Here is a 26812-nt window from a genome sequence, read left to right as displayed (position 1 = left end):
ACCGGGGCCGGATCGGTGGCGACCCGCGGACCCACCGCCGTCCCCGCGGCGGGCCTGGCGGTCGCGACTGTACCGATTGGACGTCAAGGGCTCGCCGTACCTCTACATCGCACCGTTCTTCCTGCTGTTCGCGGTGTTCGGGCTGTTTCCTTTGCTGTACACGGCACTCATCTCGACCACGGCGTGGAGCCCGCGCCGGCCCGGCAGCGAGAACGACTCGGTCGGCCTCGGCAACTACCGCGCCCTGTGGGCCGACGACAACTTCTGGAACGCGCTGATCAACACGCTGGGCATTGGCGTCCTGTCCACTGTGCCCCAACTGTTCCTGGCACTGTGGATCGCGCACCTGCTCAACTACCGGCTGAAAGCGCGGCTGTTCCTGCGGATGGGCGTGCTGGTGCCGTACGTGACGTCGGTCGCGGCCGTGGCGCTGATCTTCAACCAGATCTTCGCGCGCGACTTCGGGCTGCTGAACTGGGCGCTGCAACCGTTCCTCGACAACCCGATCGACTGGCGGGCCAGCAAGGCCGCCTCCTGGGTCGCCGTGTCGGTCATGGTGACCTGGCACTGGACCGGCTACAACGCGCTGATCTACCTCGCCGCGATGCAGACCGTCCCGTACGACCTCTACGAGTCCGCGGCCATCGACGGGGCCGGCCGGTGGCGCCAGTTCTGGTCGATCACGATCCCGGGCATCCGGCCCACCATCATCTTCACGGCCATCGTGTCGACGATCGGCGCCCTGCAACTGTTCGCCGAACCCTTCCTGTTCGACACCACGCGCAACCACAACGGCGGCTCCACCCGCCAGTTCCAGACCGTCGTTCTCTACCTGTACCAACAGTTCTGGACCAACGGCCGCTACGGCTACGCCGCCGCGATAGCCTGGTCCCTTTTCCTCGTCACGGTGGTCATCGTGCTGATCAACCTGCTGCTGGTCCGCCGGATCAGGTCGTCGGATGACTAGGCGGAAATTCGGCAGACGGGCCCAGGTGCCGCACCGCACCGGCCAGGATCGAGACCGTGAAGCGGGGGTTGCGCCGCAACCCCCGCTCAACCGCAACGATCCAGGTCGGCCGGTCCCCGACGATGTGCGCCGAGGGGTCGCCATGACTAGGCGGAACCGCGACGGTGGGCCCCCGGGGGATCGCCAGGTGGCTGAACCAAGCCAACCAGCGCGCCCAGCCCCGGCGCAGGTCGCGCAGCGACCGAGCAGCGCTCCAGCGCGCGGAGCGGCCGCCGGTGTCTGGACCGAGGAGCGCCAAAGGCCGCCCCGCGGCCGACGCGCGACGAGGGAAGACACCGGATCAAGGCCGCGAGCACGCTGGAGCAGTCAAACACTGCTGATTATGATCGTCATCTTTTCGGCGTTTCCGCTGTACTGGTCGGTGGTGGTGTCGTCCCGGGATCAGTCGGCCATCGGGCGGTATCCGCCGCCGCTGGTGCCCGGGGGAAACCTGTGGGACAACCTGGCCGCGGCGTTCGAGCAGGGCAACTTCGGGACCGCGCTGGTCAACTCGGTCATCGTGGCCGGCACGATCACGGTATCGGTGGTGCTCACCTCGACGATGGCCGGTTTTGCCTTCGCCAAGTTGGGATTCCGCGGCCGCAACGCGCTGTTCGGGATGGTGGTGGCCACCATGCTGGTGCCCACCCAGCTGGCGATCATCCCGCTGTACATCATGGTCACGCAGTGGTTCGGCTGGGCCAACGACCTGCGCGGCGTGATCGTCCCGGCGCTGGTCGTGGCATTCGGGGTGTTCTTCATGCGGCAGTACCTGTCCTCGGCCATCCCGACCGAGCTGATCGAGTCCGGCCGGGTGGACGGCGCCACGACCTGGCGGATCTACTGGAACATCGTGCTGCCGGCGGCCCGGCCGGGCGCCGCGGTGCTCGGCCTGCTGACGTTCATCACGTACTGGAACGACCTGTTCTGGCCGCTGATCCTGCTCAACACTCAGAATCCCACGGTCCAGGTGGCCATCGCCAACACCGCCGGCGGCATTGAGGTGGACTACTCGCTGGTGCTGGCCGGCACGGTGATCGCGACCTTCCCCATGTTGATCGTCTTTCTGCTACTCGGACGCCAGATTATTGGAGGCATCATGCAGGGTGCGGTGAAGGGATGACGGTGTTCCCCGAGGGCTTCGTGTGGGGTGCGGCCACGGCCGCGTACCAGGTCGAAGGGTCGACCACAGTGGACGGTCGCGGAGCGTCCATCTGGGACACGTTCGCGCAAACCCCGGGCAAGGTGCTCGGCGGGGACACCGGCGACGTGGCCGCCGACCACTACCGCCGGTTCCGCGCGGACGTCGCGCTGATGGCCGAGTTGGGCCTGTCGGCGTACCGGTTCTCGGTGTCCTGGCCCAGGGTGCAGCCGGGCGGCCGGGGACCGGTCAACGAGCCCGGCCTCGACCACTACGAGGCGCTGGTCGACGAGCTGCTCGGGCACGGCATCATGCCGGTGCTCACGCTGTACCACTGGGATCTGCCGCAGGAGCTCGAGGACGCCGGCGGCTGGGGCGAGCGGGACACGGCCAACCGGTTCGCCGAGTACGCCGCGTCGGTAGCCGGGCGGCTGGGTGATCGCGTTCCACTGTGGACGACGCTGAACGAGCCGTGGTGCGCGGCGTTCCTCGGCTACGCGTCCGGCGAGCACGCGCCCGGCCGCACCGACCCCGCGCTCGCCCTGCGCGCGGCCCACCACCTGCTGCTGGCGCACGGCCTCGGCGTCCAGGCCCTGCGCTCCGCGCTGCCGGGCGGCGCGCAGGTGTCGATCAGCGTGAACCCGTTCGTGGTGCTGCCGGCGTCGGACACCCCCGAGGCGGCCGACGCGGCCCGCCGGATCGACGGGCTCGGCACCCGGCTGTTCCTCGATCCGTTGCTGCGCAACGGCTACCCGGACGACGTGCGGCACGACACCGCCGCGCTCACCGACTGGAGCTTCGTCACCGACGGCGACGAGAAGACCATCGCCGCGCCGATCGACCTGCTGGGGATCAACTACTACACGACGAACACGGTCGACGGCGGCGGGCGACCGTCCGGGAATCCCTCCCCGTGGCCCGGATGCGACGACGTCCGGTGGATCGCGGCGCGGGGGCCGGCGACCGCGATGGGCTGGACGATCGACGCGGGCGGGCTGCGCGGGCTGGTGCACCGGGTGCACGAGGAGTACGGCGGGATCCCGATGATGATCACCGAGAACGGCGCCGCGTTCGACGACCGGATGCACGCCGACGGGGTGCGCGACGCCGAGCGGATCTCGTACCTGCGCGACCACCTGGCGGTGGTGCACGAGGCGATCTCCGCAGGCGTGGACCTTCGGGGATACTTCGTGTGGTCGCTACTGGACAACTTCGAATGGTCGTTCGGCTACTCGAAGCGGTTCGGCATCGTCCACGTCGACTACCCCACCCAGCGCCGGGTCTGGAAGGACAGCGCACACTGGTACCGCGACGTGATCCGAGCGAACGGCGTTGTATGAGCGTTGACGAGGCGGGCCCGCGACGGCAGCCCACCCTGGACACGGTGGCCGCCGAGGCCGGCGTGTCCAGGGCGACCGTGTCCCGGGTGATCAACGGCTCGACCCGGGTGTCGCCCGAGGTCAAGATCGCGGTCGACCGCACCATCGCCCGCCTCGGCTACGTGCCCAACCGCGCCGCCCGCAGCCTGGTCAAGCGCCGCACCGACTCGATCGCCCTGGTCCTGCGGGAACCGTCGGCCACCGTGCTCGCCGACCCGTACCTGGCCAGCATCATCATCGCCACCAGCCAGGCCCTGATCGGCACCGGCGTGCAGCTGGTTCTGGTCAACGCCGAGAACGACGCCGAGCACGAACGGCTCGCCGACTACGTCCGCGGCGGCCACGTCGACGGCGTGCTTCTGGCGTCCATGCACGGCAACGACCCGCTGCCGTCGATCCTCATCCGCGCCGGGGTCCCGACCGTGGTCGGCGGCCGGCCGGACCGTCCCGTCCCCGGCCTGACCTATGTGGACACCGACAACGTCGGCGGCGGCCAGCTCGCCACCGAGCGGTTGATCACCGCGGGGCGAAAGCGGATCGCCACGATCGCCGGCCCGCCCGACATGACCGCCGCCGCCGACCGGTTGACCGGCTACCACCGCGCGCTGGCCAGGGCCGGCCAGCAGGCCGGTCAGGTCGCCTACGGCCGCTTCACCCGCGAGTCCGGCGAGCGCGCCATGGCCGAGCTCCTCGACCGCGCGCCCGACCTCGACGGCGTGTTCGCCGCCAACGACATGATGGCCATCGGCGCGCTGCGCACCCTGCGCTCCGCCGGCCGCCGCGTCCCCGAGGACGTCGCCGTCGTCGGCTACGACGACATCGAGCTCGCCCGACACACCGAGCCGGCGCTGACCACCGTCCGCCAACCGATCGCCGTCCAGGCCCGCACCATGACCGAGCTCCTCCTCGCCCAGATCGGCGGCCACCCACCCGCCGACCCCGTGGTCCTGCCAACCGAACTGGTGGAACGCGACTCCGCGTAACCACGGTCGCCAACCTGTGGACAACCGGGCCCCGCGAAGATCAACTCTCGGTGTCGGTCGGTAAACTGCCCACGAACCCGCCCCCCACCCAAAATTAGGGGTGGGGGCTGCTTAGGTTGGGTCTGGGGTAGGTCTAGGCGAAATCGGGCGGCCGGTGGCTTTGGTCCACGCGGCGCGGGCGTTGTTCCCGGGACCTCGAACTGCGTGACCTTCCGGCCGACTCGGCGATCATGTGGGCGGGGTCCGTGGCGAGGGGGAGGGCGGCTCGGGTGGTACGGTCCGGGCGCTGGTCACGTCCTGTGATCGGCGGCGCGGCGCGGTGGCGAAGTCCGGTGGGAATCCGGCGCTGTCCCGCAACTGTGATGGTGTGAGCCTAGCCAGGTCGACTGCCGGCGGCGCGTGGAGTAGCGACGGTCATGAGGTGAGGGTTGTCCGGAGTGAGTGCTCGCGGGCGCGCGCGACGCCTGGCGGTGGTTGTTCTGGTGGGGGTGCTGGCCGCAACCGGGTGTGCGAACCGGGAGCGGGCGGCGGGGCCGGCGACGGGGGCGCCGGCGGCGCAGGCGTTTCCGGCGCAGGTGACGGCGCCCGACGGAAGTGTGATCCTGTTGCGGCGGAAGCCGGAGCGGATCGTGTCGCTGTCGGCGAGCAGCACGGAGGCGCTGTTCGCGATCGGGGCCGGCGAGCAGGTGGTCGCGGTCGATGATCAGTCGACGTTCCCGGCGGATGCGCCGAGGACGACGCTGTCCGGGTTGACGCCGAACGTGGAGGCGATCGCGGCGTACCAGCCCGACCTGGTGGTGGCGCAGGCGGATGCCAACGATCTGGTTGCGGGTATGGAGAAGTTGCACCGGCCGGTGCTGCTTCTGCCGTCGGCGCGGAGCATCGACGACGCGTACGCACAGTTTCGGTTGCTGGGCAAGGCGACCGGGCACGTCAAGGAGGCCGAGGACCTCGCGACGCGCACCCAGGACGAGATCGCCGGCATCGTCGCGGGGATGCCGAAGCCGGCCACGCCGTTGAGCTACTACCACGAGCTGACGACGGAGCTGTACACGGCGACGTCGAAGACGTTCATCGGGCAGGTGTACGGCCTTTTCGGGTTGACGAACGTGGCCGATCCTGCGGACACCGTCGACTCCGGCGGCTATCCGAAGCTGTCGGCGGAGCACATCCTGCGGTCCAATCCGGACCTGATCTTCCTGGCGGACACCAAGTGCTGCGGGCAGGATGCGGCGACGGTCGGCGCGCGGCCGGGGTGGAGCACGCTGAAGGCGGTCAGGGGCGGCAATGTCGTGGCGCTGGACGATGATCTGGCCTCGCGGTGGGGTCCGCGGATCGTGGATCTGGTGCGCTCGGTCGGGGAGGCCGTGAGCAAGGCGAGCCAGACAGCGGGTGGATAGGACCCGCAGCCGGCTGGCGCCGGTCACGCTCGGGGTGTCGGTGCTGGTGCTGGTCGCCGTGGCGGTCGGCGCGACGCTGATCGGCGCCGCGGGGCTGGGCTGGACCCGGGTGGCGCGCGAGCTGATCGCCCAGCTGACCGGCGGCACGTCGCCGCTGTCCGAGCAGGAGGCCGCGATCGTCTGGCAGCTGCGGGTGCCGCGGGTGGTGCTGGCCGGGCTGGTCGGCGCGGCGCTGGCGGTGGCGGGGGCGGCGTTCCAGGGCGTGTTCCGCAATCCGCTGGCCGATCCGTTCCTGCTCGGCGCCGCGGCGGGGGCGGGCATGGCGGCCACGCTGGTGGTGGTCGCGGCGCCGGCGCGGAGCGGCTGGCCGGTCGACCCGCTGCCGCTGGCCGCGTTCGCCGGCGCGCTCGGCGGGGTGGCGCTGAGCTGGCTGCTCGGCCGCTCGGCCGGCGGCGGCACCGCGGTGCTGCTGCTGGCCGGGATCGCGGTGGCCGCGTTCCTCACCGCGATCCAGACGTTCGCCCAGCAGCTGAACACCGACACGATCAAGGACGTGTACACCTGGATGCTCGGCGGGCTGACCACCGCGGGCTGGCACGAGGTGCTGCTCACGTTGCCGTACATCGGATCCGCGGCGATGGTGCTGTGGCAGTGCGGGCGGCTGCTCGACGTGCTGGCGGTCGGCGACGACGAGGCGGCGTCGCTCGGCATCCGGCCGGGCCGGGTGCGCCTCGTGGTGCTGGCGGCCGCGTCGCTGGCCACCGCGGCGGCGGTCGCGGTCAGCGGGCTGATCGGTTTCGTGGGCATCGTCGTGCCGCACGTGGTGCGGTTGCTGGCCGGCGCGAGCTACCGGATCGTGGTGCCGCTGTCGCTGATCGGCGGCGCGGCGTTCCTGATCGTGGCCGACGAGATCGCCCGCACCGCGGTCGCCCCGGCCGAGCTGCCGATCGGCGTGATCACGGCGTTCGCCGGCGCGCCGTTCTTCGTCGTGGTGCTGCGGCTGAACCGGGGGCGGATCCGATGACGGCATTGGTGCTCCGTTCGGTGAGCGCGGGTTACGGTTCGAATCGGGTGGTCTTCAATGTGAGCACTGCTCTCGAGCCGGGCGGGTGGCTGGCGATCATCGGGCCGAACGGCGCCGGCAAGTCGACGCTGCTGAAGTCGATCGTCGGGCTGGCCGACAGCGACGGCGAGATCCTGCTGCACGGCCGGCCCGCGGTGGGCCTCGGCGCCCGGGAGCGGGCCCGCGCGATCGGGTACGCGCCGCAGATCCCGGTGCTGCCGGACCGCCTCACGGTCACCGACTACGCGCTGCTCGGCCGCACCCCGCATCTCGGCCTGCTGGCCAAGGAGGGCCGCCGCGACCTGATGATCGTGGAGCAGGTGCTGGCCCGGCTCGACCTGTCCGACCTCGCCGGCCGCCTGCTGCGCACCCTGTCCGGCGGCGAGCGCCAGCGCGCGGTGCTGGCCAGGGTGTTGGCCCAGCAGGCCGGGCTGCTGCTGCTCGACGAGCCCACCACCGGCCTGGACATCGGCCACGCTCAGGCCCTGCTCGACCTGGTGGACCGGCTGCGTGCCGAGGACGGCGCCACGGTGGTCAGCACCCTGCACGACCTCACGTTCGCCGCGCAGTACGCCGATCACCTGCTGCTGCTCGACGGAGGCGAGGTGGTCGCCGCCGGCGCCCCGGCCGAGGTTCTCACCCGCGACGCCGTGCGGCGCCACTTCGACGCCGAGGTCGAGGTGCTCAGCACCGCCCGCGGGCAGCTCGTGGTGGCACCCGCACGGCTACCCGGTGGGCCGGTCTGAGCTGCGGCGGAAGAGCTTTCAAGATTCTTTTGAACCGTTCGCGCCGCTGTTACGTGTGCACGCTGTCGGCACCACACCCGCAAGGGGGCTTTGTGATGATCGCGTCCGCGATCGAGCTCACCGCCACCGAGTTCGACACCGTCTGGCACGAGCTGGGGTTGGGCCAGGTTCCCTACCCGCTCACCATGCCAAGGACCGAGGCCACCACGCGGCAGCGGGTGGCGACGGCCGAGCGGGTGCGTCGGGCGTTGGGCGAACGCGGGTTGACCTACGAGGCATCCGACTCCGACCTCGCGAGGTTCCTCGGCGTGCTGGCCGAGGGCGAGGTGTCCGTGGACGCCGTCGGTCAGCTGGGCGGTCCCCTGCGCGGTCTGACGGCCGCGGTCCGCGGGCTGGGTGTCACCGCCACGATCAGCCAGAACACGGTGTGGCTGATGGAGGTCTGGCCGGAGCTGATCGTTGAGTCTATTGTGGACATCGTGCCACCGGAGTGGCCAGGCCCCGGCGCCGCGCGGGTCGTGCCGATCATCTCGCTGGCGGCGGTGATGGCCGGCCGGGTCGGTTCCGGCGAGTTCGGCGTCACGGTGGCCGGCCCTGGCGGCACCCGGCGCCGCGCCGACCAACCGGTGCGCTGGTTCGACACCCGGGACGGCCGTTATCTGCTGGCGCGCCAGGGCGACTGGGTCAGCGTCACGCCGGCGGACAACCAGCGCATCGCGCACCGGATCCGCGAGGTGATCGGCGCCCTCACGACGCGTGCTCGATGAGGGAGAGGTTGTCGACGGTCAGCGGGTAGTCCCGCTCGTCGACGCCACCGAGGTGGAACGCGAACACGCCTTCCCGCGTGCCCACCGGGTCAAGGAGGTAGTCGGCGCCGCCTCCCGAATGAGATAGAACGTGTTACTGTCCTGGGCGTGATCCTCGACCTGTTCAGGCTCGACGACAAGGTTGCCGTGGTGACCGGCGCGGGGCGCGGAATCGGTGCGGCCACGGCGATCGCGCTCGCCGAGGCCGGCGCCGACGTGGTCATCTCCTCCCGTACCGAGAGCGATCTGGCACGGGTGGCCAAGCAGATCGAGGCGGCCGGGCGGCGCGCGGCGGTCGTGCCGGCCGATCTGTCCGAATTGGACTCCATGGCGAGGCTGGCCGCGGTCGCCCGGGACGAGCTCGGGCGGCTGGACATCGTGATCAACAATGTCGGCGGGACGTATCCCCGGCCGTTCATGGAGACCGAGGTCGAGTTCCTCGAGGAGGCGTTCCGGTTCAACGTCGGCACCGCGCACGCCCTCACCAGGGCCGCGGTGCCGGTCATGCTGGAGCGCGGCGGCGGCTCGGTGGTCAACATCTCGTCGGTGATGGGCCGGGTCAGCGGGCGCGGGTTTCTGGCCTACGGCACGGCGAAGGCCGCGCTCGCGCACTTCACCGAGCTGGCGGCGTTCGACCTGGCGCCGCGCATCCGGGTGAACGCGATCGCGGTCGGCTCGGTCGCCACGTCGGCGCTGGACATCGTGCTCACCAACGACGAGATCCGCGCCAGGATGGAGCAGGCCACCCCGCTCAAGCGGATCGGCGACGCGCGGGAGATCGCGGCCACCGCGCTGTTCCTGGCCTCGGCCGCCGGCGGGTTCGTCACCGGCAAGGTGATCGAGGTCGACGGCGGCACCCAGGCACCCAACCTCGACCTCGGCCTCCCGGATCTGTGATGGCCTACCGGGTGGTGCAGTGGAGCACCGGCAACGTGGGGCGGCACGCGATCGCCGGCATCAACGCGCGACCGGACCTCTCGCTGACCGGCGTCTGGGTGTCCACTTCGGACAAGGTGGGCAGGGACGCCGGGGAGCTGGCCGGGCTCGGCCGCCGGCTCGGCGTCACGGCCACCGACGACGCGGCGGGGCTCATCGCCGGCAAACCGGACTGTGTGGTCTACACCGCGATGGCCGACGACCGGCTGGGCGAGGCGGTCGAGGATCTCGTCGGGTTCCTGCGCGCCGGGATCAACGTGGTGTCCAGCTCGCCGGTGTTCCTCCAGTTCCCGGACGGCGTGGTGCCCGAGGAGATGCTCGAGCCGATCCGCCGCGCGGCGCTGGACGGCGGCGCGTCCCTGTGGGTCAACGGCGTCGACCCCGGCTTCGCCAACGACTGGCTGCCGCTGGTGCTCACCGGTGTGTGCCAGCGCATCGACGAGGTGCGCTGCCTGGAGATCCTGGACTACGGCACGTACGACAACGCCAAGGTGCTGTTCGACATCATGGGCTTCGGCAAGCCGGTCGACGACATCCCACTGCTGCTGCAGCCCGGCATCCTGTCGCTGGCCTGGGGCAGCGTGGTGCGCCAGCTCGCCGCCGGCCTCGGCATCACGCTCGACCGCGTCGAGGACTCCTACCAAAGACTTGCCGCGCCCGAGACCTTCGACGTCCGCTCCGGCACGATCGCCGAGGGCACCGCGGCCGCCCTGCGGTTCGAGGTGCGCGGCATGGTCGGCGACCGCGCGGTGTGCGTCCTCGAGCACGTCACCCGGTTGCGCCCCGACCTCGGCCCGGACTGGCCGCAACCGGCCGGCCAGGGTTGCTACCGGGTCGTGGTCACCGGCGAGCCCAACTACACCCTGGACCTGCAGCTGCTCGGCTCCGACGGCGACCACAACACCGCCGGCCTCAAGGCCACCGCCATGCGCCTGGTCAACGCGATCCCCGCGGTGGTCGACGCGAAGCCGGGCCTGCTGACCGCGCTGGACCTGCCGCTGATCACCGGGCGGGGCCTGGTGTCCGGTCCTTCAGCACCGTGAGCAGGTGCTGCCGCAGCGTCCGGTACGAACGGTGCGCCGCGGAGTCCGGCCGCACGATCGAACGGTGATCCCCGGGCAGCCCGAACGCCTTGTCGTCCGGGAAGACACTCTTGGCCGACGGCGGAGTGACGATCTTGTCGTCCGAGCCGGCGTAGACGAACACCGGGATCGGGCACCTGATGTCGGAGTGCTCGGTCGCGTGCACGATCCGGCTCAGCACCACGCCCTGCGCCGTCATCGTCGGGCCGTCCAGCGGGCGCAGCGACCGCTCCTGCGGGTGCCGCCACAGAAACGTCCACCGCCGCAGGGCCAGACCGAAGTTCGAGCCCGAGTTGGGGCAGGCGAACATGACGACCCGGCGGATCCGGGCCAGGTCCCTGCCCCGGGCGCTGTTGATCATCCTGGCCAGGTATCGCTGCACCACCAGCCCGCCCTGGCTGTGCGACACGAACACGATCGCGGAGTAGCCGGCCGCGTCCACCTCGAGGTAGTTCTTCAGATCGTCGGCGAGATCGTCGAACTCGGGAATGCGGCGGTGCGGGGCGAACCTGGCGAACGGTGACGAGTAGCTGAAGTACAGCAGCGTCAACGGATCGAGCTCCGGGTCGTCGGTGATCAACCGGTGGAACGCCGACCACACGTCCGGCGACGAGAACAGCCCGTGCACGAACACCACCGCGACACCGCCCGGCTCGCCCGGCCGCTCGGCGACCCGCGGGGCGGATGGTGGCCCGGCGAGGGGCGGCATTTCCGGCGCCGGGCGGGGTTTCGGCGGACGGGAGGGCGCCGACAGCCGCACGGTCAGCGCGCGGACGCCCAGCAGGAGGGCAAGGACGCCGGCCCCGACCGGCAGCGCCCACAACGCGTTGGACAGCGCGCCCGCCATCGCGCCGGCGATGCCGCCGCAGACGACCGCGGCGGCGGTCGCCGGTTCCCTGAGCCGATCCCCTACGGCCATGGCGTTCAGAAGTTCCGGAACACCGAGACGAACACGTCCTCGATGTCGAACGGGTTGCTTGCGGGGTAGGTGCCGGCCTTGGATGCGACCGCGATCCTCTCCAGGACCTCCTTGTGGCCCTCCTTGCTGTAGGGGATCGTGAAGATCCGCACCGAGTTCTCAAGCCGATCGGCGTTGATCTCGTTCAGCAGCAGGTCGAGATCCTGGCTGGCCGGATCGGGGTTGCCGGGCTCGTGGTTCTCGCCGTCGCTCAGCAGCACGATCGCGTTGATCAGCTTGGTGTCGAGGCGCTCGAGCATCGCCTTGTGCGCGGCCCTCGTCGTCCGGTACAGCGCCGTGTCCCCGCCGGGCTGCAGCCCATTGACGGCCTCGACCAGCCGTTGTTTGACGGCAGGCACCGGGGACATCGGAACGAGCTCGGTGTAGGGAAGCTGGCCCGGCGGCCCGGTGGAGAACGTCCAGAGGCCCACCTCGTCATGCGGCCCCAGCAGCTCGATGCCCTTCAGCGCGGCCGGTTTGACCAGGTCCAACCGCGTCTTGTTGTCCGACCCCGAGGGGTTCGCCAGCTCCTTCATGGACCCGGACACGTCCAGCACGAGCAGCACCCGGGCGGGCCGGCGGACCGCGTCCCAGCCGGCGATCATCCGGTTGAGCTCATCGGGCTGGGGCGGATTGATGACCTCCAAGTCCTCGCCCACGTTGAAGTCGAGCGTGTCGGCGAGGTCCTGGCGCGGCCGGTCGGCCAGGTCGCGGAAACCGAAGTCGGCGAACCGGTTCTGCTGCTCGGGCTTGAGGAGGAACTCGCGGAAGTCGTCCGCGGCCGCCCGCTGGTCGGGCGTGGCGCTGGCCAGCACGACGTACGGATGGTCCAGCACGACGGTGCCCTCGGCGGGATGGATGGCGACCAGCGGATTGTGGGGCGTTGCGCCCTTTCCGAGCTGAGCTGGGTCTCCCGTCGGCGCGCCCTTGTTGTACAGGAACGCGAGCTGTTCCTGAACCACGACGGCGCTGATGTACGGGACCTCGGGTTGTTTCTGATCCTCGTCGTAGAGGGTTTTCATGAAGAGCGTGGCGTCCTCGCCGTAATGGGCGACCGAGGACTCGACGTCGTGCACGAACTTGACAACCGCACTGCTGTCGACATCGGCTCTGGTGACACCCGCTTTCTGCACCGCGAGGGTCGCGGCGTGGTAAATGGCGATGGTCGCGGCCAGCCCCGAGGTGGAGATGTGCGGGTTGTCCCGGCCGAGCTGGAACTTCCCCCATTCCCGCTTCGCTCCGGTGACCGTGCCCCATCCGCCCTCCCTGGCCGCCAGCTTGAGAATGTCGGACCAGCCCGGCTCACCGCGGGCCTCGCGCCGCAGGACGTCGGCCATCTGCTTGGGCATCGCCACCGACAGGACGCTGCGGGTGATCGACGCCGGCTTCGCGTCGCGCAGCAGTTGCCCCTTGCCTTTCTCGCGAAGCAGATCCAGCCACATCGACGACGTCGGGGTCCACACCTGCGGCTCGCGCGCGTCGGTGCGCTTGGTGTTCCAACCCTCGGCGAGCGCGTCCATCGCCGTGCCGGACGTCGTCTTGCCGACCTCCACCACGGCGCAGCGGCCGCCGTCGAGCACGCGGTTCGCCGCGTTGTACCGATTGGCGAGCTCGTTGAGCAGATCGGCCTTCTCCGTCGACGAGTTCAGGTCGAGCTGGATCCGTTGTTCGCAGGTCTTCCGGGCAGCGTCCGGTTTGAAGATCAGATATGTCGCCACGATGGCAGCGATTCCGACAATGACGACGGGAATGAGCGGAAGCATGCCGAACCGTTGTGCGGGCATGCGGTCAGGCACGTGCAACCTCCAGGATCCCTCGCAGAGGGATCAGTGTGACACGTCGACCACGGTTAGTGAATGCCGGACCTAGGAATCGGTAGAGCGCGGTGATCCGGAGTCGACTTCGGCCTTCTCGGCCTTCTCGCGCTCCTCGTCTGCGGGCTCGCCCTCCTCGGCTTTCGCGCCCTCGTCGGCATCCGCCTCGGCTTCCTCGGCCGTGCCGGTTTCCCCGGTCTCGGAATCGGACTCGGTATCGGCCGCCTCGGCCCCGGGCTCGGCGGGTTCGCCCTCCCTGGCGGCGGTGAGGGCGGCGAGGTCCTCGCGCTCGCCGAGCCGGCGCGCCCAGATGAAGTAGGCGACGGCGGCGATGAAGACGATGGCCGAGACCCAGACGTTGATGCGGACGCCGGCGATGTGGGTGGCGTCGTCGGTGCGCATGAGCTCGATCCAGGTGCGGCCGGCCGTGTAGCCGGCGACGTAGAGGGCGAACGCGCGGCCGTGGCCGAGGCGGAAGCGGCGGTCGGCCCAGATCACCAGCGCGGCGACGGCCAGGTTCCAGAGCAGCTCGTAGAGGAACGTGGGGTGCACGACCTGCACGGGGATGTGGCTTTCGGCCACGCCGCCCAGCGGGTCGTCCAGCCCGGCCTCGTTGACCCGGCGGTAGATCTCCAATCCCCACGGCAGATCGGTCGGTCCACCGTACAGCTCCTGGTTGAAGTAGTTGCCGATCCGGCCGATGGCCTGCGCGACGACGATGCCCGGCGCCACCGCGTCGGCGAACGCGGGCAGCGGCACACCCTTGCGGCGGCAGCCGATCCAGGCGCCGAGCGCGCCGAGCGCGATGGCCCCCCAGATGCCCAGCCCGCCGTCCCAGATGCGCAGCGCGTCGACGGGATTCCTGCCCTCGCCGAAGTACCGGTGCCAGTCGGTGGCCACGTGGTAAAGCCGGCCGCCGACCAACCCGAACGGCACGGCGAACACCGCGACGTCGATCACGGTCCCGGCCTGGCCGCCGCGGGCGACGAACCGCCGCTCGCCCCACCAGATCGCCACGATGATCCCGACGATGATGCACAGCGCGTAGGCCCGGATCGGGATCGGACCGAGCTCCCACACGCCGCGGTCGGGGCTGGGGAAGCTGGCCAACATCACACTGGAGGCACTTACCACGGCGCTCACCGTAATGGGCGACACATCGGGCCCACCGACTGGGGGGTTGTGGCAGGGACCAGGCGGGGTCGTGCGGGCGGCCACCGCAGCTGGGCACGGCGGAGCTCGGCCGGCCACCGGGGTGGTCGTGTGGCCGAGCATGTCTCCCTTGGCGAAGCGACCTGCGTGCGGCGGGCCTTGCGCGCGGGGCTTACCGTGTGCTGGCCACCGGCCGGCGCACGCCCGCTGCCAGCTCCGACGTGAGCGCGCGCACGGACGCCTCGCCGTCGCCTGCGGCGGTCACCAGGGCGGAGCCGACGATGACGGCGTCGGCGAAGCCGGCCACCTCGGCGGCCTGGTCGCCGGAGCGGACGCCGAGGCCCACGCCGATCGGCAGGGCGGTGTGGGCGCGGGCCCTCGCCACCAGGCCGGCGGCCGCGCTGCCCACCGAGTCGCGGGCGCCGGTGACGCCCATGACGGCCGTGGCGTACAGGAAGCCCGACGCGGCGCCGGCGGTGCGGACGATGCGCTCCTCGGTGGACGACGGGGCGATCAGGAAGATCCGGTCCAGGTGGTGCGCGTCGGAGGCGGCCAGCCAGTCGGCGGCCTCGTCCGGGATGAGGTCCGGGGTGATCATGCCCAGCCCGCCGGCTGCGGCGAGGTCGCGGGCGAACGCGTCGACCCCGTAGCGGTGCACGGGGTTCCAGTAGGTCATGACGACCGCCCGGCCGCCGGCCGCGGACACCGCCTCGACCACGCGGAACAGGTCGCGCAGCCGGAAACCGCCGCGCAGCGCCACGTCCGCGGCCGCCTGGATGGTCGGGCCGTCGATCACCGGGTCGGAGTAGGGCACGCCGACCTCGACCAGGTCGGCGCCGGCGTCGATGATCGCGCGCAGCAGCTCGACGGAGGCGTCGACGGTCGGGTAGCCGGCCGGCAGGTAGCCGACGAGGGCGGCCCGCCCCTCGGCTGACGTCGCGGCGAACAGCGGGTCCAACCGGCCCATCATGACTCCATGAAGCCGAAGTAGGCGGCCGCGGTGTCCATGTCCTTGTCGCCGCGCCCGGAGAGGCTGACCAGGATCAGCCCGTCCGGGCCGAGCTCACGGCCAAGCACGAGCGCGCCGGCAAGGGCGTGCGCGGACTCGATGGCCGGGATGATCCCCTCGGTGCGGGACAGCAGCCGGAAGGCGTCCATGGCCTCGGCGTCGGTCACCGAGCGGTACTCGGCGCGCCCGGTGTCCTTGAGCCACGCGTGCTCGGGGCCGACGCCAGGGTAGTCCAGGCCGGCGGAGATCGAGTAGGCCTCGATCGTCTGGCCGTCCTCGTCCTGCAGCAGGTAGGACAGCGCGCCGTGCAGCATGCCGGGGCTGCCCTCGGACAGGGTCGCGCCGTGCTCGCCGGTCTCGATGCCCTTGCCGCCCGGCTCCAGGCCGACCAGCCGCACCGAAGGGTCGTCGATGAACCCGTGGAAGATGCCGATCGCGTTGGACCCGCCGCCGACGCAGGCCGCGACCACGTCCGGCAGCCGCCCGGCCTTCGCCAGGATCTGCTCGCGCGCCTCGATCCCGATGATCCGGTGGAAGTTGCGCACCATCACCGGGAACGGGTGCCCGCCGGCCGCGGTGCCGAGCAGGTAGTGCGTGGTGTCCACATTGGTCACCCAGTCGCGCAGCGCCTCGTTGATCGCGTCCTTCAGCGTCCGCGAGCCGGACTTCACCGGGATCACCTCGGCGCCGAGCAGCCGCATCCGGGCCACGTTGAGCGCCTGCCGCTTGGTGTCCACCTCGCCCATGTAGACCACGCAGTCCAGGCCCATCAGCGCGCAGGCGGTGGCGGTGGCCACGCCGTGCTGGCCGGCCCCGGTCTCGGCGATCACCCGCTTCTTGCCCATCCGCCTGGTGAGCAGCGCCTGGCCCAGCACATTGTTGATCTTGTGGGAGCCGGTGTGGTTGAGGTCCTCGCGCTTGAGGAAGATCCGCGCCCCGCCGGCGTGCTCGGCGAACCGCGGCGCCTCGGTCAGCAGCGACGGCCGGCCGGCGTAGTCCCGCAGCAGCCGGTTCAGCTCGCCGGTGAAGTCCGGGTCGACGCGGGCCTTGTCGTACTCGGCGGCCAGCTCGTCGAGCGCGGCGATCAGCGCCTCGGGCAGGAACCGGCCGCCGTACGGGCCGAAGTGTCCCCGCTCGTCCGGGCCGTGCTCGTCGGCCGGCTCGTCCTGGCGCGGCCGGTCGGTCACCGGCTCGGCCTCGGGCACGCCGGGTGCGACCCCGCGGTCACCAGCTGGACCAGGGCGGCCCTCGGGTCCTCCGTGGCCACCAGGCCCTCGCCGACGAGCACCGCGTCCGCGCCGGCGCCGGCGTAGGCCATCAGGTCGCCGGGCCCGCGCACCCCGGACTCGGCGATCTTGACGACGTCGAACGGCAGGCCCGGCGCGATCCGGCCGAACACGTCCCGGTCGACCTCGAGGGTGTGCAGGTCGCGCGCGTTGACGCCGATGACCTTGGCGCCGGCCTCCAGCGCGCGGTCGGCCTCCTCGGGGGTGTGCACCTCGACCAGCGCGGTCATGCCGAGCGACTCGACCCGGTCGAGCAGCGCGACCAGCGCGTTCTGCTCCAGCGCGGCCACGATCAGCAGCACGATGTCGGCGCCGTGCAGCCGGGCCTCGTGCACCTGGTACGGGCTGACGATGAAGTCCTTGCGCAGCAACGGAACGTCCACCACGGCGCGCACCGCGTCGAGGTCGGCCAGCGAGCCGCCGAACCGCCGCTGCTCGGTCAGCACGCTGATCGCGACGGCGCCCGCCTCGGCGTAGTCCTTGGCCAGCGCCGCCGGATCCGCGATCGGCGCCAGCTCCCCGCGCGACGGGCTGCGCCGCTTCACCTCCGCGATCACGCCGATGGCGCTGCTGCGCAACGCGGCCATGGCATTGCGCGGCGGCGCGGCCTTGGCGGCGAGCTCCTTGAGGGCATCGAACGGAAGGGCTGCCTCGCGGGCGGCGAGATCCTCCCGTACACCATCGACAATCGACTCGAGAACACTCACCACAAGAATTTGCCCCTTCCCGCCGAAAGGGATGCTAACCCCGGGCCGAACGGCACTGGGGCACGGGGTGGCAGTGCGGGCCCACCGGCGCCGAGGCCGGGCCGGAGGCCCGCCGAGGGGTCGGTGACTCGCAATCGCCGCCCAGCAACGCCAAGTAGTGCTTCCAGCCTTGCCCGCACTTTGAGCTCAACGCTGTCACGGCTCATCGGTAGTGGGATCCTTACCCTGAGACAGCGCCTGCCAGAGATCGCCGTCGCGATCGTCCTCCCGCCGGGTCGCTCCGGGCACCTCGTACGTTGCGCCGAGCCTCGGCAGCCGGCCGCCGCGCCACACCAGCAGCACCCCGGCCAGGACGATCAGGACGCCGGCCGCGACCCCCAGGATGCGGCCCCACGGAACGAAGTCCGTCGTCACGGTGGCGTCGGCGAACACGCCCATCGCGACCGCGGCGAGCCCGGCGCCGGCCAGCAGCACGCCGAGGATCCGGCGCGGCCACCCGGACAGCGCCACCGCCGCGGCGATCCCGGCCAGTGCCACGACCGCCAGCGGCACCAGCGGCGCGACCCCGGCGCCATGGGTCAGGACCACCGTCGTGGCGTCCGTACCGGGGTGCTGCAGCCGGCTCGTCCCCCAGGTCAGCCGGGACGACACCCACAGCCCGAGCGCGCCGGCCAGCAGCGCTCCCGTGACTATCCACAGTGGACGTTTGAGCATGTTACGTCTCGGCTGGTCGCATGGTTTCGGCGGTGGCGATCGCGGCGAGGACGGCGCCGGCCTTGTTGACGCACTCGGTGTCCTCGGCGATCGGGTCGGAGTCGGCGACGATGCCGGCGCCGGCCTGGACGTAGGCCACGCCGTCGCGGATCAGCGCGGTGCGGATGGCGATCGCGGTGTCCCCGTCGCCGGCGAAGTCGAGATAGCCGACCACGCCGCCGTACAGGCCGCGCCGGGTGGGCTCGAGCTCCTCGATCAGCTCCATGGCCCGCGGCTTGGGCGCGCCGGACAGCGTGCCGGCCGGGAAGCACGCGGCCACCGCGTCGAACGCGGTCTTGCCGTCGGCCAGCTCGCCGGTGACCGTCGAGACGATGTGCATGACGTGGCTGTAGCGCTCGACCCGGAAGAAGTCGACGACGGTCACGGTGCCCGGCTTGCACACCCGGCCGAGGTCGTTGCGGCCGAGGTCGACCAGCATCACGTGCTCGGCGCGCTCCTTCTCGTCGGCCAGCAGGTCCTTCTCCAGCAGCGCGTCCTCCTCGGGATCGGGACTGCGCCACCGGGTGCCGGCGATCGGGTGCGTGGTGGCCTTGCCGTCCCGCACGGTCACCAGCGACTCCGGGCTGGACCCGACGATGTCGAACCCGTCGAGCCGCAGCAGGTACATGTACGGGCTGGGGTTGGTGGTGCGCAGCACCCGGTACACGTCCAGCGGGTCGGCCCTTGTGGTCATCTCGAACCGCTGGGACACGACGATCTGGAACGCCTCGCCGGCCCGGATGGCCTCCTTGGCCGCCCGCACCGCGGCGCAGTAGTCCTCACGGTCGCGGCGGCGCCGGTACTCCGGCCGGGGCCGGCTGAACACCACGGCGGTCGGCGCGGCCGACGTCTGCAGCTGGGCGGTCATCGCGTCCAGCCGGGCCACCGCGTCGTCGTAGGCCGCGTCGACCCGCTTGGGGGTGTTGTCCCAGTTGACGGCGTTGGCGATGAGCGTGACCGTGCCCTCGTGGTGGTCGAGCGCCGCCAGGTCGGTGGCGAACAGCATGATCAGCTCGGGCAGCCGCAGGTCGTCGGCGGCGCGCTCGGGCAGGCGCTCGAGCCGGCGCACCGCGTCGTAGCCGATGTAGCCGACCATGCCGCCGGTCAGCGGGGGCAGCCCGGGCAGCGGGTCGGTGTGCAGCAGTTGAACCGTCTCGCGCAGCGCCTCCAGCGGGTCGCCGGTCGTCGGCAGGCCGACCGGAGGTGTGCCGGTCCAGCGCGCCTCGCCGCCGTGCGCGGTGAGCGCCGCCGGGCTGTTCACGCCCACGAACGACCAGCGCGACCAGGAGCGGCCGTTCTCGGCGGACTCGAAGAGGAAGGTGCCCGGCCGGTCCCCGGCCAGCTTGCGGTAGACCCCAACCGGCGTCTCGGCGTCGGCGAGCACCCGGCGTACCACCGGGATGACCCGGCGATCGGCCGCGAGCAGGTGGAACTCTTCGCGCGTGGGGCTGACCGCGCCCATCCCGGCTGCCAGGCTCAGATCCTGCCCGACCGTGGTGACCATGCCGACGATTGTGCCGTGTGCCCCGGTCGTCCGGGCTCGGGCGGGGTCGGTGGGGGCCCGATCGGGCTCGGCCGGAATTCATGTACCGTTGAAAAAGCTTGCCCGACCGGTCATGATGGATCCGTGACCAAGTCCGTTGACCAGACCAAGGCCAGGCGGCGCGGGCGCAGGCCGGGCGGCGCGGACACCAGGGCCGCGCTGCTGGACGCCGCGCGCGAGGTGTTCGCCGAGCAGGGCTACGACGGCGCGACCGTGCGCACCATCGCCACCAGGGCCGGCGTGGACGCGGCCATGGTCAACCACTGGTTCGGCAGCAAGGAGGGCCTGTTCATCAAGGCCGTGCTGCAACTGCCGTTCGACCCGGCCGAGCTGATCGACCGCCTGGTCGACGGTCCACCGGAGACGCTCGGCGAGCGCATCGTGCGCACCTTCCTGACCATCTGGGACACCACCGGCGGCGCATACTTCACGGCGATCATCCGCAGCGTCTCCAGCCAGGAGCAGGCCGCCCACCTGCTGCACGACTTCTTCGTCAAGCAGGTGTTCTCCCGGATCGCCGGCTCGGTCGCCCCGGACCGCGCGCTGTTCCGCGGCAGCCTGGTCGCCTCGCAGATCGTGGGAATGGGCATGGCCCGCTACGTCGTCAAGTTCGAACCCCTGGCCGGCACCGACATCGACACCATGGTCACGGCCGTGGCCCCCAACGTGCAGCGCTACCTGACCGGCGACCTCAGCTGATCAGCCCGTCGTCGAAGCAGGTGCGGGTGCCGGTGTGGCAGGCGGGGCCGGTCTGGTCGACGATCACCAGGACCGTGTCGCCGTCGCAGTCGATGCGGACCTCGTGCACGTGCTGGGTGTGGCCCGAGGTGTCGCCCTTGACCCAGAGTTCGTTGCGGCTGCGGGAGAAGTAGGTGCCGCGCCGCGTGGTCAGGGTGCGCTCGAGGGCTTCGTCGTTCATCCAGGCGACCATGAGCACCTCGCCGCTGCCGCGCTGCTGGGCCACGGCGCAGATCAGCCCGTCGGAATTGCGCTTGAGCCGGGCCGCGATCTCCGGCGCTAGGCGGTGTTTTCCAGCTCGGGCAGGGCCGCCGGTCGCCTTCGGCGAGCGGCCTTGGGTCGGGTTGGGTGGGGGGTTGCGGGCCGGGGTGGGTGGTTGGGTGTCTTTGGTGGTCGGCTGACGACGCCTGCGGGCAGGGGCTCGTTCCTCGCCCCTGCCCTGGTCGTCGTGTGGCGGCCGCCCTCGCCAAAGATCGGCCGACCCCAGCGCAGTTTTTGAACCACGCCCTAGTGCCATCGGACATCCACCCCCGCCTGGCGCAGCGCGGCCTTGACCGCGCAGCTCTCGGCAACCGAGGGGCGGGCGGGGTTCGGGCCCGCTGTCAGCCGAGGCGAGCGCAGCACGGGCAGCGGCTCGATCACCATTGTCGAAACACGCCTCATTGCCACCGGACCTCCACCCCCGCCTGGCGCAGCGCGGCCTTGACCTCCCCGATCCGCAACTGTCCGAAGTGGAACACGCTGGCGGCGAGGACGGCGTCGGCGCCGGCTTGGACGGCGGGGGCGAAGTGGTCGACCGCGCCGGCGCCGCCGCTGGCGATCAGCGGGACGTCGACCACGCGCCGCACCAGGCGGATCAGCTCGAGGTCGAAGCCGGCCTTGGTGCCGTCGGCGTCCATGGAGTTGAGCAGGATCTCCCCCACGCCCAGCTCCTGCCCGCGGGCGGCCCAGCCGATCGCGTCGATGCCGGTGCCCCGCCGCCCGCCGTGCGTGGTCACCTCGAAGCCGGTGCCGCCGGGGATCCGGCGGGCGTCCACCGACAGCACGATGCACTGTGCGCCAAAGCGTTGCGCCGCCTCGTGCAGCAGCTCGGGCCGCTCGATCGCCGCGGTGTTGATGCTGACCTTGTCGGCGCCGGCCCGCAGCAGCCGGTCCACATCGGACACACTGCGCACGCCGCCGCCGACGGTGAGCGGGATGAAGACCTGCTCTGCGGTGCGCCGCACCACGTCGTAGGTGGTCTCGCGGTCCGAAGAGGACGCCGTCACGTCGAGGAAGGTCAGCTCGTCGGCGCCCTCGGAATCGTAGGCGTCGGCCAGCTCGACCGGGTCGCCGGCGTCCCTGAGGTCGGTGAAGTTGACGCCCTTGACCACCCGGCCGGCGTCGACGTCGAGACACGGGATCACCCGGACCGCCACAGCCATGCCGGTAAGCCTACGGTGCGGGAATACTGGCGGGCATGGCGCGGACCGGTCGCCGTCCCGGACAGACGGAAACCCGAGAGCACATCCTTGCCGCGGCGCGCAACCAATTCGGCCAGCGCGGCTACGACGGCACGACGATCCGCGGCATCGCCGCCGAGGCCGGGGTGAACCCGGCCCTGATCCACCATTTCTTCGGCACCAAGGAGCAGGTGTTCGCGGCCGCGCTGCAGCTGCCGGTCGACCCGACCGTGGTGCTGGCCACGATCACCGAGGGCCCGCGCGGGGAGATCGCGCAGCGCATCCTGCGGTTGTTCCTGTCGCTGTGGCGGGAGCCGGAGACCCGCCAGTCGTTCCTCGCGCTGGTCCGCTCGGTGTCGACCAACGAGCAGGCAGCCGGCACGCTGCGGCAGTTCCTCGAGCAGGTGATGCTGACCAGGGTGGCCGACGCGCTCGGGATCTCCCGGCTGCGGCTGACCGGGGTGATGTCGCAGGTTATGGGCATCGCCATGGTGCGGTACATCATCAGGGCGGAGCCGCTGGCCTCGGCCGAGGAGGACGAGCTGGTCGCCCTGGTCGCCCCGGTGATCCAGCACTACATCGACGGCTGACCGCACCCGGGGTCAGCACTTGACAGGGCCTTTCAACGCGCACAGAATTAAACGTATGACTAATTCCTCCGCCATCGTGGTCGAGGGACTCCGGGTCCGCCGCGGTCGGCGCGAAGTCCTGCGCGACGTGAGCTTCGCCGTCCCGCGAGGCTCGGTCACCGGCCTGCTCGGCCCCAGCGGCTGCGGCAAGACCACGCTGATGCGCGCGATCGTCGGCGTGCAGATCGTCGAGGCCGGCGCCGTCACCGTGCTCGGCGAGCCCGCCGGCAGCCCCGCCCTGCGCAACCGCATCGGTTATTCCACCCAGAGCCCCTCCGTCTACGCCGACCTCACCGTCGTCGAGAACCTGCGCTACTTCGCCGCCGTGCTGCGCAAGCCCGCTTCCGAGGACGGCGCCGTGCGGCGGGTGATCGACGAGGTGGGCCTGTCCGATCACGCCGACCAGCTCGTCGGGCAGCTGTCCGGCGGCCAGCTGTCCCGGTCCAGCCTCGCGGTCGCCCTGCTCGGCGCCCCGGAGCTGCTGGTGCTCGACGAGCCCACGGTCGGGCTCGACCCGCTGCTGCGCGACGAGCTGTGGGCGCTGTTCCGCCGGCTCGCCGACCGCGGCGTCACCCTGCTGATCTCCAGCCACGTCATGGACGAGGCCGCCAGGTGCGAGCGGCTGCTGCTGATGCGCGAGGGTCAGATCCTCGCCGACGACACGCCCCTCGCGCTGCGCTCGTCCACCGGCACCCCGGATCTGGAGCAGGCCTTCCTGCACCTGGTCCGTGAGCGAGAGGCGCTCACGTCATGAACCCGTCGATCATGGTCGCCACCACCCACCGGATCCTCAGCCAGTTCCGGCACGACCGCCGCACCGTGGCCCTGATGATCCTGCTGCCCTCGGTCCTGATGATCCTGCTGCGCTATGTCTTCAACACCGAGGCCGCCTTCAGCCGGGCCGCACCCGCGCTGCTGGCCGTGTTTCCGTTCGCGATCATGTTCATCGTCACCTCGATCACGACGCTGCGCGAGCGCACCACCGCGACCCTCGAGCGGCTCATGACGATGCCGATCGCCAAGCTCGACCTGCTGTTCGGCTACGCCCTCGCGTTCGGCCTGATCGCCGTGCTCCAGGTGATGATCGCCGCCGGAATCTCCCTGACCTGGCTGGGCTTGGAGATCGGCGGCTCGGTCTGGATGCTCCTGCTGATCGCCGTGCTCGACGCGCTCCTCGGCACCGCGCTGGGCCTGTTCGCCAGCGCCTTCGCCCGCACCGAGTTCCAGGCCGTCCAGTTCATGCCCGCCTTCGTCATGCCCCAGGTCCTCCTCTGCGGCCTGTTCGCCCCCCGCGACCAGATGACCCCCATCCTCGACTGGCTGTCCGACGTCATGCCGTTGTCCTATGCCGTCGACGCCCTCACCCATGTCACGATCTCATCCGACATCACCGCCACCCTCATCCGCAACCTGCTGATCGTCGCCGGCTGCGCGGTCCTGGCCCTTGTCCTCGGCGCGGCAACCCTGCGGAGGCGGACGCCGTGACGGCGGCGCTGTTGACCCTGGGCCGGCTCGCCTTTCGCCTGGGCATCACCCCTCGGCCGTCGGACGTGGCCGACCACCGGCTGATGGAGGTGGTCGAGGGTCCGGACCGGCTGCCACCCGGCCGCGCCCTCGACGTCGGCACCGGCACCGGGCGCAACGCCAGGTACCTGGCCACCCGCGGGTGGGAGACGACCGGTGTCGAGCTGGACGAGCACATCCTGCGGATCGCCCGCCGCCACTCCTCACCCGTACGGTGGGTCCACGGCGACGTCACCCGACTGTCCGAACTGGACATCGGCACCGGCTACACGCTGCTGATGGACGGCGGCTGCTACCACATGATCCCCGAGGACCGCCGGGACGCCTACGTGCACAGCGTCTCGGCGGTGGCCGCCCCCGGCGCCATACTGATCATGGTCGGCTTCACGAAGCTCCTCGCCTTCGGCATGGACCGCGAGGAACTGGAGGAGCGCTTCACCGGCTGGGACCTGCTCGCCGCCGACCCCGTCCCCGGCGAGCAGATGCACCAGTACATCAGCGGTCCCGCACCCCTCCGCGCCGCCCTCCGCCGCGGCCACTTCCATCCCCACCGCTACCAGTTCCGCCGCCGAGCGCAGTGAGGTCTAGCGTGCGGGCATGGCTTCTGAGATGGACCGGCTGGCCGCTGGGAAGTACCTGCTGGTGACCACGTTTCGAAAGAGCGGGGCGGCGGTGGCGACGCCGGTCTGGGTGGCGCGGGATGGCGACGAGCTGGTGGTGTGGTCCGCTGTGGATGCTGGAAAGGTCAAGCGGATCCGAAACAATCCCGCGGTGGAGGTGGCGGCGTGTGACCTTCGGGGGAGGCCGAGCGGGGCGGCGGTGAAGGCGGTCGCGAGGGTGCTGGATGCCGAGGGGTCGGAGCGGGTGCGGCGGCTGCTCAGGGCGAAGTATGGGGTCATGGGATGGGTCTCGGTGACGGGGAGCGTGATCAGGCGGGGGAAGAGGGGAACCGTGGGGATCGCGATCAGGTTGACCTGACGCGGGCCAGGGAGAGCAGGTGGAGGACGATCATCAGGGGGACGCCGAAGGCGGGGATGAGGGCGACGGGGAAGGTGTCGACCACGGCGGTGGTGGGGTCGCCGGCGAGGAGGCCGAAGGGGCCGGGGGAATTGAGGATGCCGAGCGTGACGGCGACGACGAGGTCGAGGATGCCGAGCGCGGTCCAGGCGTAGAAGACCCGAGTCGGGCCGTGGGCGGCCGTGTGGCGGGCGACGAAGGGGGCCGCGGTGGCGATGGCGATGTCGCCGAGGCCGGCGGGGAGGGCGAAGCCGGCGGGGAGCAGGCCGGCGGCCCACAGGGCGATGAAGGCGAAGCCGCCGTAGCGCCAGGCCTGCATGGTGATCAGGAGTTGCAGGTCCAGGGAGCGGGCCCACGTTCGGGCGGTGGGTGAGAGCCACAGGGCGAGGCCGGCTGCCCCGATAGGCACAAGGATGGCGAGGCCGATACGCCACGGCGGCTCGTCCGCGGTGCCGACGAACGCGCCCGCATCGGCCAGCAGGTAGGCGGCGGCGAACCAGGCTGCGACCAGGAGCACCGGGAAAGTCTGGGGGCGGGTCGGCGCGAGCGTGGACATCAGGTCCTCCCAAGTTACTTGTGAATTGCAAGTCACAAGTAAACTAGCACGCGTGGCTAGGGTGGAGTTGCGGTCGGAGTGCGCGGTGGCGGCGACGCTGGACATCGTCGGGGATCGGTGGACGCTGCTGATCGTGCGCGATCTGCTGTTCGGCGGGGAGCTGCGGTACGGCGACTTCCTGGCGTCACGGGAGGGGATCCCGACGAACACGCTCGCGGACCGGCTGCGCAAGCTGGAGGACGCCGGGCTGGTGAGCAGGGAGCTGTACAGCCAGCGGCCGCCGCGGGCCAGCTACCGGCTGACCGAGCGCGGGCGGGCGCTGGGGCCGGTGCTGGACGCGATGGCGACGTGGGGGGTGGCGAACGTGCCGGGAACGCGGCGGTTGGGCGACTTCAGCGGACGGCGGCGAGGGCCTGGGGCAGGGTGAACGCGCCGGTGTAGAGCGCCTTGCCGATGATCGCGCCCTCGAGCCCGACCGGGGCCAGGGCGGCGAGCTGGGTGAGGTCGGTGAGGCTGGCGACCCCGCCGGAGGCGATCACCGGGGCGTCGGTGCGGGAGCAGACCGCCCGCAACAGGTCGCGGTTGGGCCCGGTGAGCGTGCCGTCCCGGGACACGTCGGTGACCACGTACCGGGCGCAGCCGTCCCGGTTGAGCCGGTCGAGGGTCTCCCACAGGTTGCCGCCGTCGCGGGTCCAGCCGCGCGCGGCCAGCCGGTGCTCACCCTCGTCGTTGATCCGCACGTCCAGCCCGACGGCGATCTTGTCGCCATGATCGGCAATCGCCTTGGCACACCAGTCGGGATCCTCCAGCGCGGCCGTGCCGAGGTTCACCCTGGCGCACCCGGTGGACAGCGCCGCCGCCAGCGACTCGTCGTCGCGGATCCCCCCGGACAGCTCCACCTGCACGTCGAGCCGGCCGATGACGTCGGCGATCAGCTCACGGTTGCTGCCCCGCCCGAACGCGGCGTCAAGATCGACAAGATGCACCCACTCGGCCCCGTCGTTCTGCCAGGCCAGAGCGGCGTCCCACGGCTCGCCGTAGAACGTCTCGGTGCCCTCGGCGCCCTGCACCAACCGCACGGCCTTGCCGTCGGCCACGTCGACGGCCGGAAGAAGGTAGAACGTCACCCCCGCAGATTAGCG

The 26812-nt window shown here is 71.2% G+C and carries 28 protein-coding genes and 1 pseudogene; 17 read left to right on the top strand and 12 right to left on the bottom strand.

Going from position 1 to position 26812, the window contains the following annotated elements; all coding sequences use genetic code 11:
- The 10 genes from VGX25_RS31955 to VGX25_RS31910 all read left to right on the top strand — a co-directional run.
- On the top strand, positions 1-967 hold a 967-nt coding region (locus VGX25_RS31955; RefSeq protein ID WP_414636048.1), incomplete at its 5' end, for a carbohydrate ABC transporter permease.
- 382 nt (positions 968-1349) lie between these two features.
- A complete protein-coding gene (locus tag VGX25_RS31950) occupies positions 1350-2129 on the top strand; it encodes a carbohydrate ABC transporter permease (protein ID WP_414636047.1) in 780 nt (259 codons plus the stop codon).
- Entirely contained in the window at positions 2126-3487 is a 1362-nt protein-coding gene (locus VGX25_RS31945; RefSeq protein WP_326921683.1) for a GH1 family beta-glucosidase, read from the top strand. The genes VGX25_RS31950 and VGX25_RS31945 overlap by 4 nt, the downstream gene beginning before the upstream one ends.
- On the top strand, positions 3484-4509 hold the full coding sequence (locus VGX25_RS31940; RefSeq protein WP_326921682.1) for a LacI family DNA-binding transcriptional regulator: 1026 nt from the start codon (positions 3484-3486) through the stop codon (positions 4507-4509). Before VGX25_RS31945 ends, VGX25_RS31940 begins: the two co-directional genes overlap by 4 nt.
- 437 nt (positions 4510-4946) lie before the next feature.
- On the top strand, positions 4947-5909 hold the full coding sequence (locus VGX25_RS31935) for an ABC transporter substrate-binding protein (RefSeq protein WP_326921681.1): 963 nt from the start codon (positions 4947-4949) through the stop codon (positions 5907-5909).
- Entirely contained in the window at positions 5902-6933 is a 1032-nt protein-coding gene (locus VGX25_RS31930) for an iron ABC transporter permease (protein WP_326921680.1), read from the top strand. Before VGX25_RS31935 ends, VGX25_RS31930 begins: the two co-directional genes overlap by 8 nt.
- Positions 6930-7718, top strand: coding sequence for an ABC transporter ATP-binding protein (locus tag VGX25_RS31925; RefSeq protein WP_326921679.1), 789 nt, complete (start codon positions 6930-6932; stop codon positions 7716-7718). Before VGX25_RS31930 ends, VGX25_RS31925 begins: the two co-directional genes overlap by 4 nt.
- Before the next feature lie 95 nt (positions 7719-7813).
- Positions 7814-8485 (top strand): ESX secretion-associated protein EspG, encoded by a 672-nt coding sequence (locus tag VGX25_RS31920; protein WP_326921678.1) that lies wholly within the window; start codon positions 7814-7816, stop codon positions 8483-8485.
- Positions 8486-8632: 147 nt separating this feature from the next.
- Entirely contained in the window at positions 8633-9421 is a 789-nt protein-coding gene (locus VGX25_RS31915; protein ID WP_326921677.1) for an SDR family oxidoreductase, read from the top strand.
- On the top strand, positions 9421-10503 hold the full coding sequence (locus VGX25_RS31910) for a diacylglycerol kinase (protein ID WP_326921676.1): 1083 nt from the start codon (positions 9421-9423) through the stop codon (positions 10501-10503). The genes VGX25_RS31915 and VGX25_RS31910 overlap by 1 nt, the downstream gene beginning before the upstream one ends.
- On the opposite strand, the gene VGX25_RS31905 is transcribed toward VGX25_RS31910, so the two are convergent.
- The 8 genes from VGX25_RS31905 to VGX25_RS31870 all read right to left on the bottom strand — a co-directional run bounded on the left by VGX25_RS31905 (position 10463) and on the right by VGX25_RS31870 (position 19725).
- Complete coding sequence (locus VGX25_RS31905; protein ID WP_326921675.1) at positions 10463-11461, bottom strand: alpha/beta fold hydrolase; 999 nt, start codon at positions 11459-11461, stop codon at positions 10463-10465. The genes VGX25_RS31910 and VGX25_RS31905 overlap by 41 nt on opposite strands.
- A 5-nt stretch (positions 11462-11466) precedes the next feature.
- Positions 11467-13218, bottom strand: a complete 1752-nt coding sequence (locus tag VGX25_RS31900) for a substrate-binding and VWA domain-containing protein (RefSeq protein ID WP_326921674.1) — start codon at positions 13216-13218, stop codon at positions 11467-11469.
- A gap of 147 nt (positions 13219-13365) precedes the next feature.
- Positions 13366-14427 carry a prolipoprotein diacylglyceryl transferase gene (gene lgt, locus VGX25_RS31895; protein ID WP_326921686.1) on the bottom strand — a complete coding sequence of 354 codons (1062 nt, stop codon included), beginning with the start codon at positions 14425-14427 and terminating at the stop codon, positions 13366-13368.
- A 211-nt stretch (positions 14428-14638) separates the two neighbouring features.
- Positions 14639-15433, bottom strand: a complete 795-nt coding sequence (gene trpA / locus VGX25_RS31890) for a tryptophan synthase subunit alpha (RefSeq protein WP_326921685.1) — start codon at positions 15431-15433, stop codon at positions 14639-14641.
- Entirely contained in the window at positions 15433-16680 is a 1248-nt protein-coding gene (gene trpB, locus VGX25_RS31885; protein ID WP_326921673.1) for a tryptophan synthase subunit beta, read from the bottom strand. Before trpB ends, trpA begins: the two co-directional genes overlap by 1 nt.
- Positions 16659-17468: an indole-3-glycerol phosphate synthase TrpC gene (trpC, locus tag VGX25_RS31880; protein ID WP_326921672.1), complete on the bottom strand. Its 810-nt coding sequence runs from the start codon at positions 17466-17468 to the stop codon at positions 16659-16661. Before trpC ends, trpB begins: the two co-directional genes overlap by 22 nt.
- Before the next feature lie 195 nt (positions 17469-17663).
- Entirely contained in the window at positions 17664-18182 is a 519-nt protein-coding gene (locus VGX25_RS31875; RefSeq protein WP_326921671.1) for a Trp biosynthesis-associated membrane protein, read from the bottom strand.
- 1 nt (position 18183) lies between these two features.
- Positions 18184-19725 (bottom strand): anthranilate synthase component I, encoded by a 1542-nt coding sequence (locus VGX25_RS31870; protein WP_326921670.1) that lies wholly within the window; start codon positions 19723-19725, stop codon positions 18184-18186.
- Between the two features lie 123 nt (positions 19726-19848).
- On the opposite strand from VGX25_RS31870, the gene VGX25_RS31865 reads away from it, so the two are divergent.
- Complete coding sequence (locus tag VGX25_RS31865) at positions 19849-20463, top strand: TetR/AcrR family transcriptional regulator (RefSeq protein WP_326921669.1); 615 nt, start codon at positions 19849-19851, stop codon at positions 20461-20463.
- Here VGX25_RS31865 and hisI read toward each other — a convergent pair.
- Positions 20456-20785: pseudogene (gene hisI / locus VGX25_RS31860) on the bottom strand (phosphoribosyl-AMP cyclohydrolase); the annotation flags it as partial. The gene VGX25_RS31865 and the pseudogene hisI overlap by 8 nt on opposite strands.
- A 376-nt stretch (positions 20786-21161) precedes the next feature.
- On the bottom strand, positions 21162-21926 hold the full coding sequence (gene hisF, locus VGX25_RS31855; protein ID WP_326921668.1) for an imidazole glycerol phosphate synthase subunit HisF: 765 nt from the start codon (positions 21924-21926) through the stop codon (positions 21162-21164).
- Between the two features lie 35 nt (positions 21927-21961).
- Here hisF and VGX25_RS31850 point away from each other — a divergent pair, with 35 nt between their 5' ends.
- Genes VGX25_RS31850 through VGX25_RS31830 form a run of 5 tightly spaced genes read left to right on the top strand, consistent with a single transcriptional unit; the run spans position 21962 to position 25075 of the window.
- Complete coding sequence (locus tag VGX25_RS31850; RefSeq protein ID WP_326921667.1) at positions 21962-22534, top strand: TetR family transcriptional regulator; 573 nt, start codon at positions 21962-21964, stop codon at positions 22532-22534.
- A gap of 55 nt (positions 22535-22589) precedes the next feature.
- On the top strand, positions 22590-23327 hold the full coding sequence (locus VGX25_RS31845; RefSeq protein ID WP_326921666.1) for an ABC transporter ATP-binding protein: 738 nt from the start codon (positions 22590-22592) through the stop codon (positions 23325-23327).
- The gene (locus VGX25_RS31840; protein WP_326921665.1) at positions 23324-24058 is read left to right on the top strand and encodes an ABC transporter permease; all 735 of its coding nucleotides are present in this window, start codon (positions 23324-23326) and stop codon (positions 24056-24058) included. The genes VGX25_RS31845 and VGX25_RS31840 overlap by 4 nt, the downstream gene beginning before the upstream one ends.
- Positions 24055-24678 carry a class I SAM-dependent methyltransferase gene (locus VGX25_RS31835; RefSeq protein WP_326921664.1) on the top strand — a complete coding sequence of 208 codons (624 nt, stop codon included), beginning with the start codon at positions 24055-24057 and terminating at the stop codon, positions 24676-24678. Before VGX25_RS31840 ends, VGX25_RS31835 begins: the two co-directional genes overlap by 4 nt.
- A 16-nt stretch (positions 24679-24694) precedes the next feature.
- Entirely contained in the window at positions 24695-25075 is a 381-nt protein-coding gene (locus VGX25_RS31830; protein WP_326921663.1) for a PPOX class F420-dependent oxidoreductase, read from the top strand.
- Here VGX25_RS31830 and VGX25_RS31825 read toward each other — a convergent pair.
- Positions 25062-25670 carry a hypothetical protein gene (locus tag VGX25_RS31825; RefSeq protein WP_326921662.1) on the bottom strand — a complete coding sequence of 203 codons (609 nt, stop codon included), beginning with the start codon at positions 25668-25670 and terminating at the stop codon, positions 25062-25064. The genes VGX25_RS31830 and VGX25_RS31825 overlap by 14 nt on opposite strands.
- A gap of 52 nt (positions 25671-25722) precedes the next feature.
- Here VGX25_RS31825 and VGX25_RS31820 point away from each other — a divergent pair, with 52 nt between their 5' ends.
- Positions 25723-26097 carry a helix-turn-helix domain-containing protein gene (locus tag VGX25_RS31820; protein WP_326921661.1) on the top strand — a complete coding sequence of 125 codons (375 nt, stop codon included), beginning with the start codon at positions 25723-25725 and terminating at the stop codon, positions 26095-26097.
- Here VGX25_RS31820 and priA read toward each other — a convergent pair.
- A complete protein-coding gene (gene priA / locus VGX25_RS31815; protein ID WP_326921660.1) occupies positions 26063-26797 on the bottom strand; it encodes a bifunctional 1-(5-phosphoribosyl)-5-((5-phosphoribosylamino)methylideneamino)imidazole-4-carboxamide isomerase/phosphoribosylanthranilate isomerase PriA in 735 nt (244 codons plus the stop codon). The two genes, VGX25_RS31820 and priA, sit on opposite strands and share 35 nt — an antisense overlap.
- Positions 26798-26812: the final 15 nt, after the last annotated feature.

The sequence above is a fragment of the Actinophytocola sp. genome (genome assembly GCF_035942955.1).
Taxonomy (GTDB): Bacteria; Actinomycetota; Actinomycetes; order Mycobacteriales; family Pseudonocardiaceae; genus DASYTH01.
Note: the sequence above shows the minus strand (reverse complement) of the source record. Positions and strands in the feature narration are given on the sequence as shown.

What these genes read in the sequence shown, in the direction of transcription:
- trpA (WP_326921685.1), bottom strand. Translation starts at nt 15,433, where the DNA reads ATGGGCCGGTTGGACCCGCTGTTCGCCGCGACGTCAGCCGAGGGGCGG.
- VGX25_RS31945 (WP_326921683.1), top strand. Translation starts at nt 2,126, where the DNA reads ATGACGGTGTTCCCCGAGGGCTTCGTGTGGGGTGCGGCCACGGCCGCG.
- hisF (WP_326921668.1), bottom strand. Translation starts at nt 21,926, where the DNA reads ATGGCTGTGGCGGTCCGGGTGATCCCGTGTCTCGACGTCGACGCCGGC.
- VGX25_RS31905 (WP_326921675.1), bottom strand. Translation starts at nt 11,461, where the DNA reads ATGGCCGTAGGGGATCGGCTCAGGGAACCGGCGACCGCCGCCGCGGTC.
- VGX25_RS31825 (WP_326921662.1), bottom strand. Translation starts at nt 25,670, where the DNA reads ATGTCCACGCTCGCGCCGACCCGCCCCCAGACTTTCCCGGTGCTCCTG.
- VGX25_RS31940 (WP_326921682.1), top strand. Translation starts at nt 3,484, where the DNA reads ATGAGCGTTGACGAGGCGGGCCCGCGACGGCAGCCCACCCTGGACACG.
- VGX25_RS31845 (WP_326921666.1), top strand. Translation starts at nt 22,590, where the DNA reads ATGACTAATTCCTCCGCCATCGTGGTCGAGGGACTCCGGGTCCGCCGC.
- VGX25_RS31875 (WP_326921671.1), bottom strand. Translation starts at nt 18,182, where the DNA reads ATGCTCAAACGTCCACTGTGGATAGTCACGGGAGCGCTGCTGGCCGGC.
- VGX25_RS31910 (WP_326921676.1), top strand. Translation starts at nt 9,421, where the DNA reads ATGGCCTACCGGGTGGTGCAGTGGAGCACCGGCAACGTGGGGCGGCAC.
- VGX25_RS31950 (WP_414636047.1), top strand. Translation starts at nt 1,350, where the DNA reads ATGATCGTCATCTTTTCGGCGTTTCCGCTGTACTGGTCGGTGGTGGTG.
- VGX25_RS31840 (WP_326921665.1), top strand. Translation starts at nt 23,324, where the DNA reads ATGAACCCGTCGATCATGGTCGCCACCACCCACCGGATCCTCAGCCAG.
- VGX25_RS31830 (WP_326921663.1), top strand. Translation starts at nt 24,695, where the DNA reads ATGGCTTCTGAGATGGACCGGCTGGCCGCTGGGAAGTACCTGCTGGTG.
- VGX25_RS31920 (WP_326921678.1), top strand. Translation starts at nt 7,814, where the DNA reads ATGATCGCGTCCGCGATCGAGCTCACCGCCACCGAGTTCGACACCGTC.
- VGX25_RS31850 (WP_326921667.1), top strand. Translation starts at nt 21,962, where the DNA reads ATGGCGCGGACCGGTCGCCGTCCCGGACAGACGGAAACCCGAGAGCAC.
- lgt (WP_326921686.1), bottom strand. Translation starts at nt 14,427, where the DNA reads ATGTTGGCCAGCTTCCCCAGCCCCGACCGCGGCGTGTGGGAGCTCGGT.
- VGX25_RS31870 (WP_326921670.1), bottom strand. Translation starts at nt 19,725, where the DNA reads ATGGTCACCACGGTCGGGCAGGATCTGAGCCTGGCAGCCGGGATGGGC.
- VGX25_RS31925 (WP_326921679.1), top strand. Translation starts at nt 6,930, where the DNA reads ATGACGGCATTGGTGCTCCGTTCGGTGAGCGCGGGTTACGGTTCGAAT.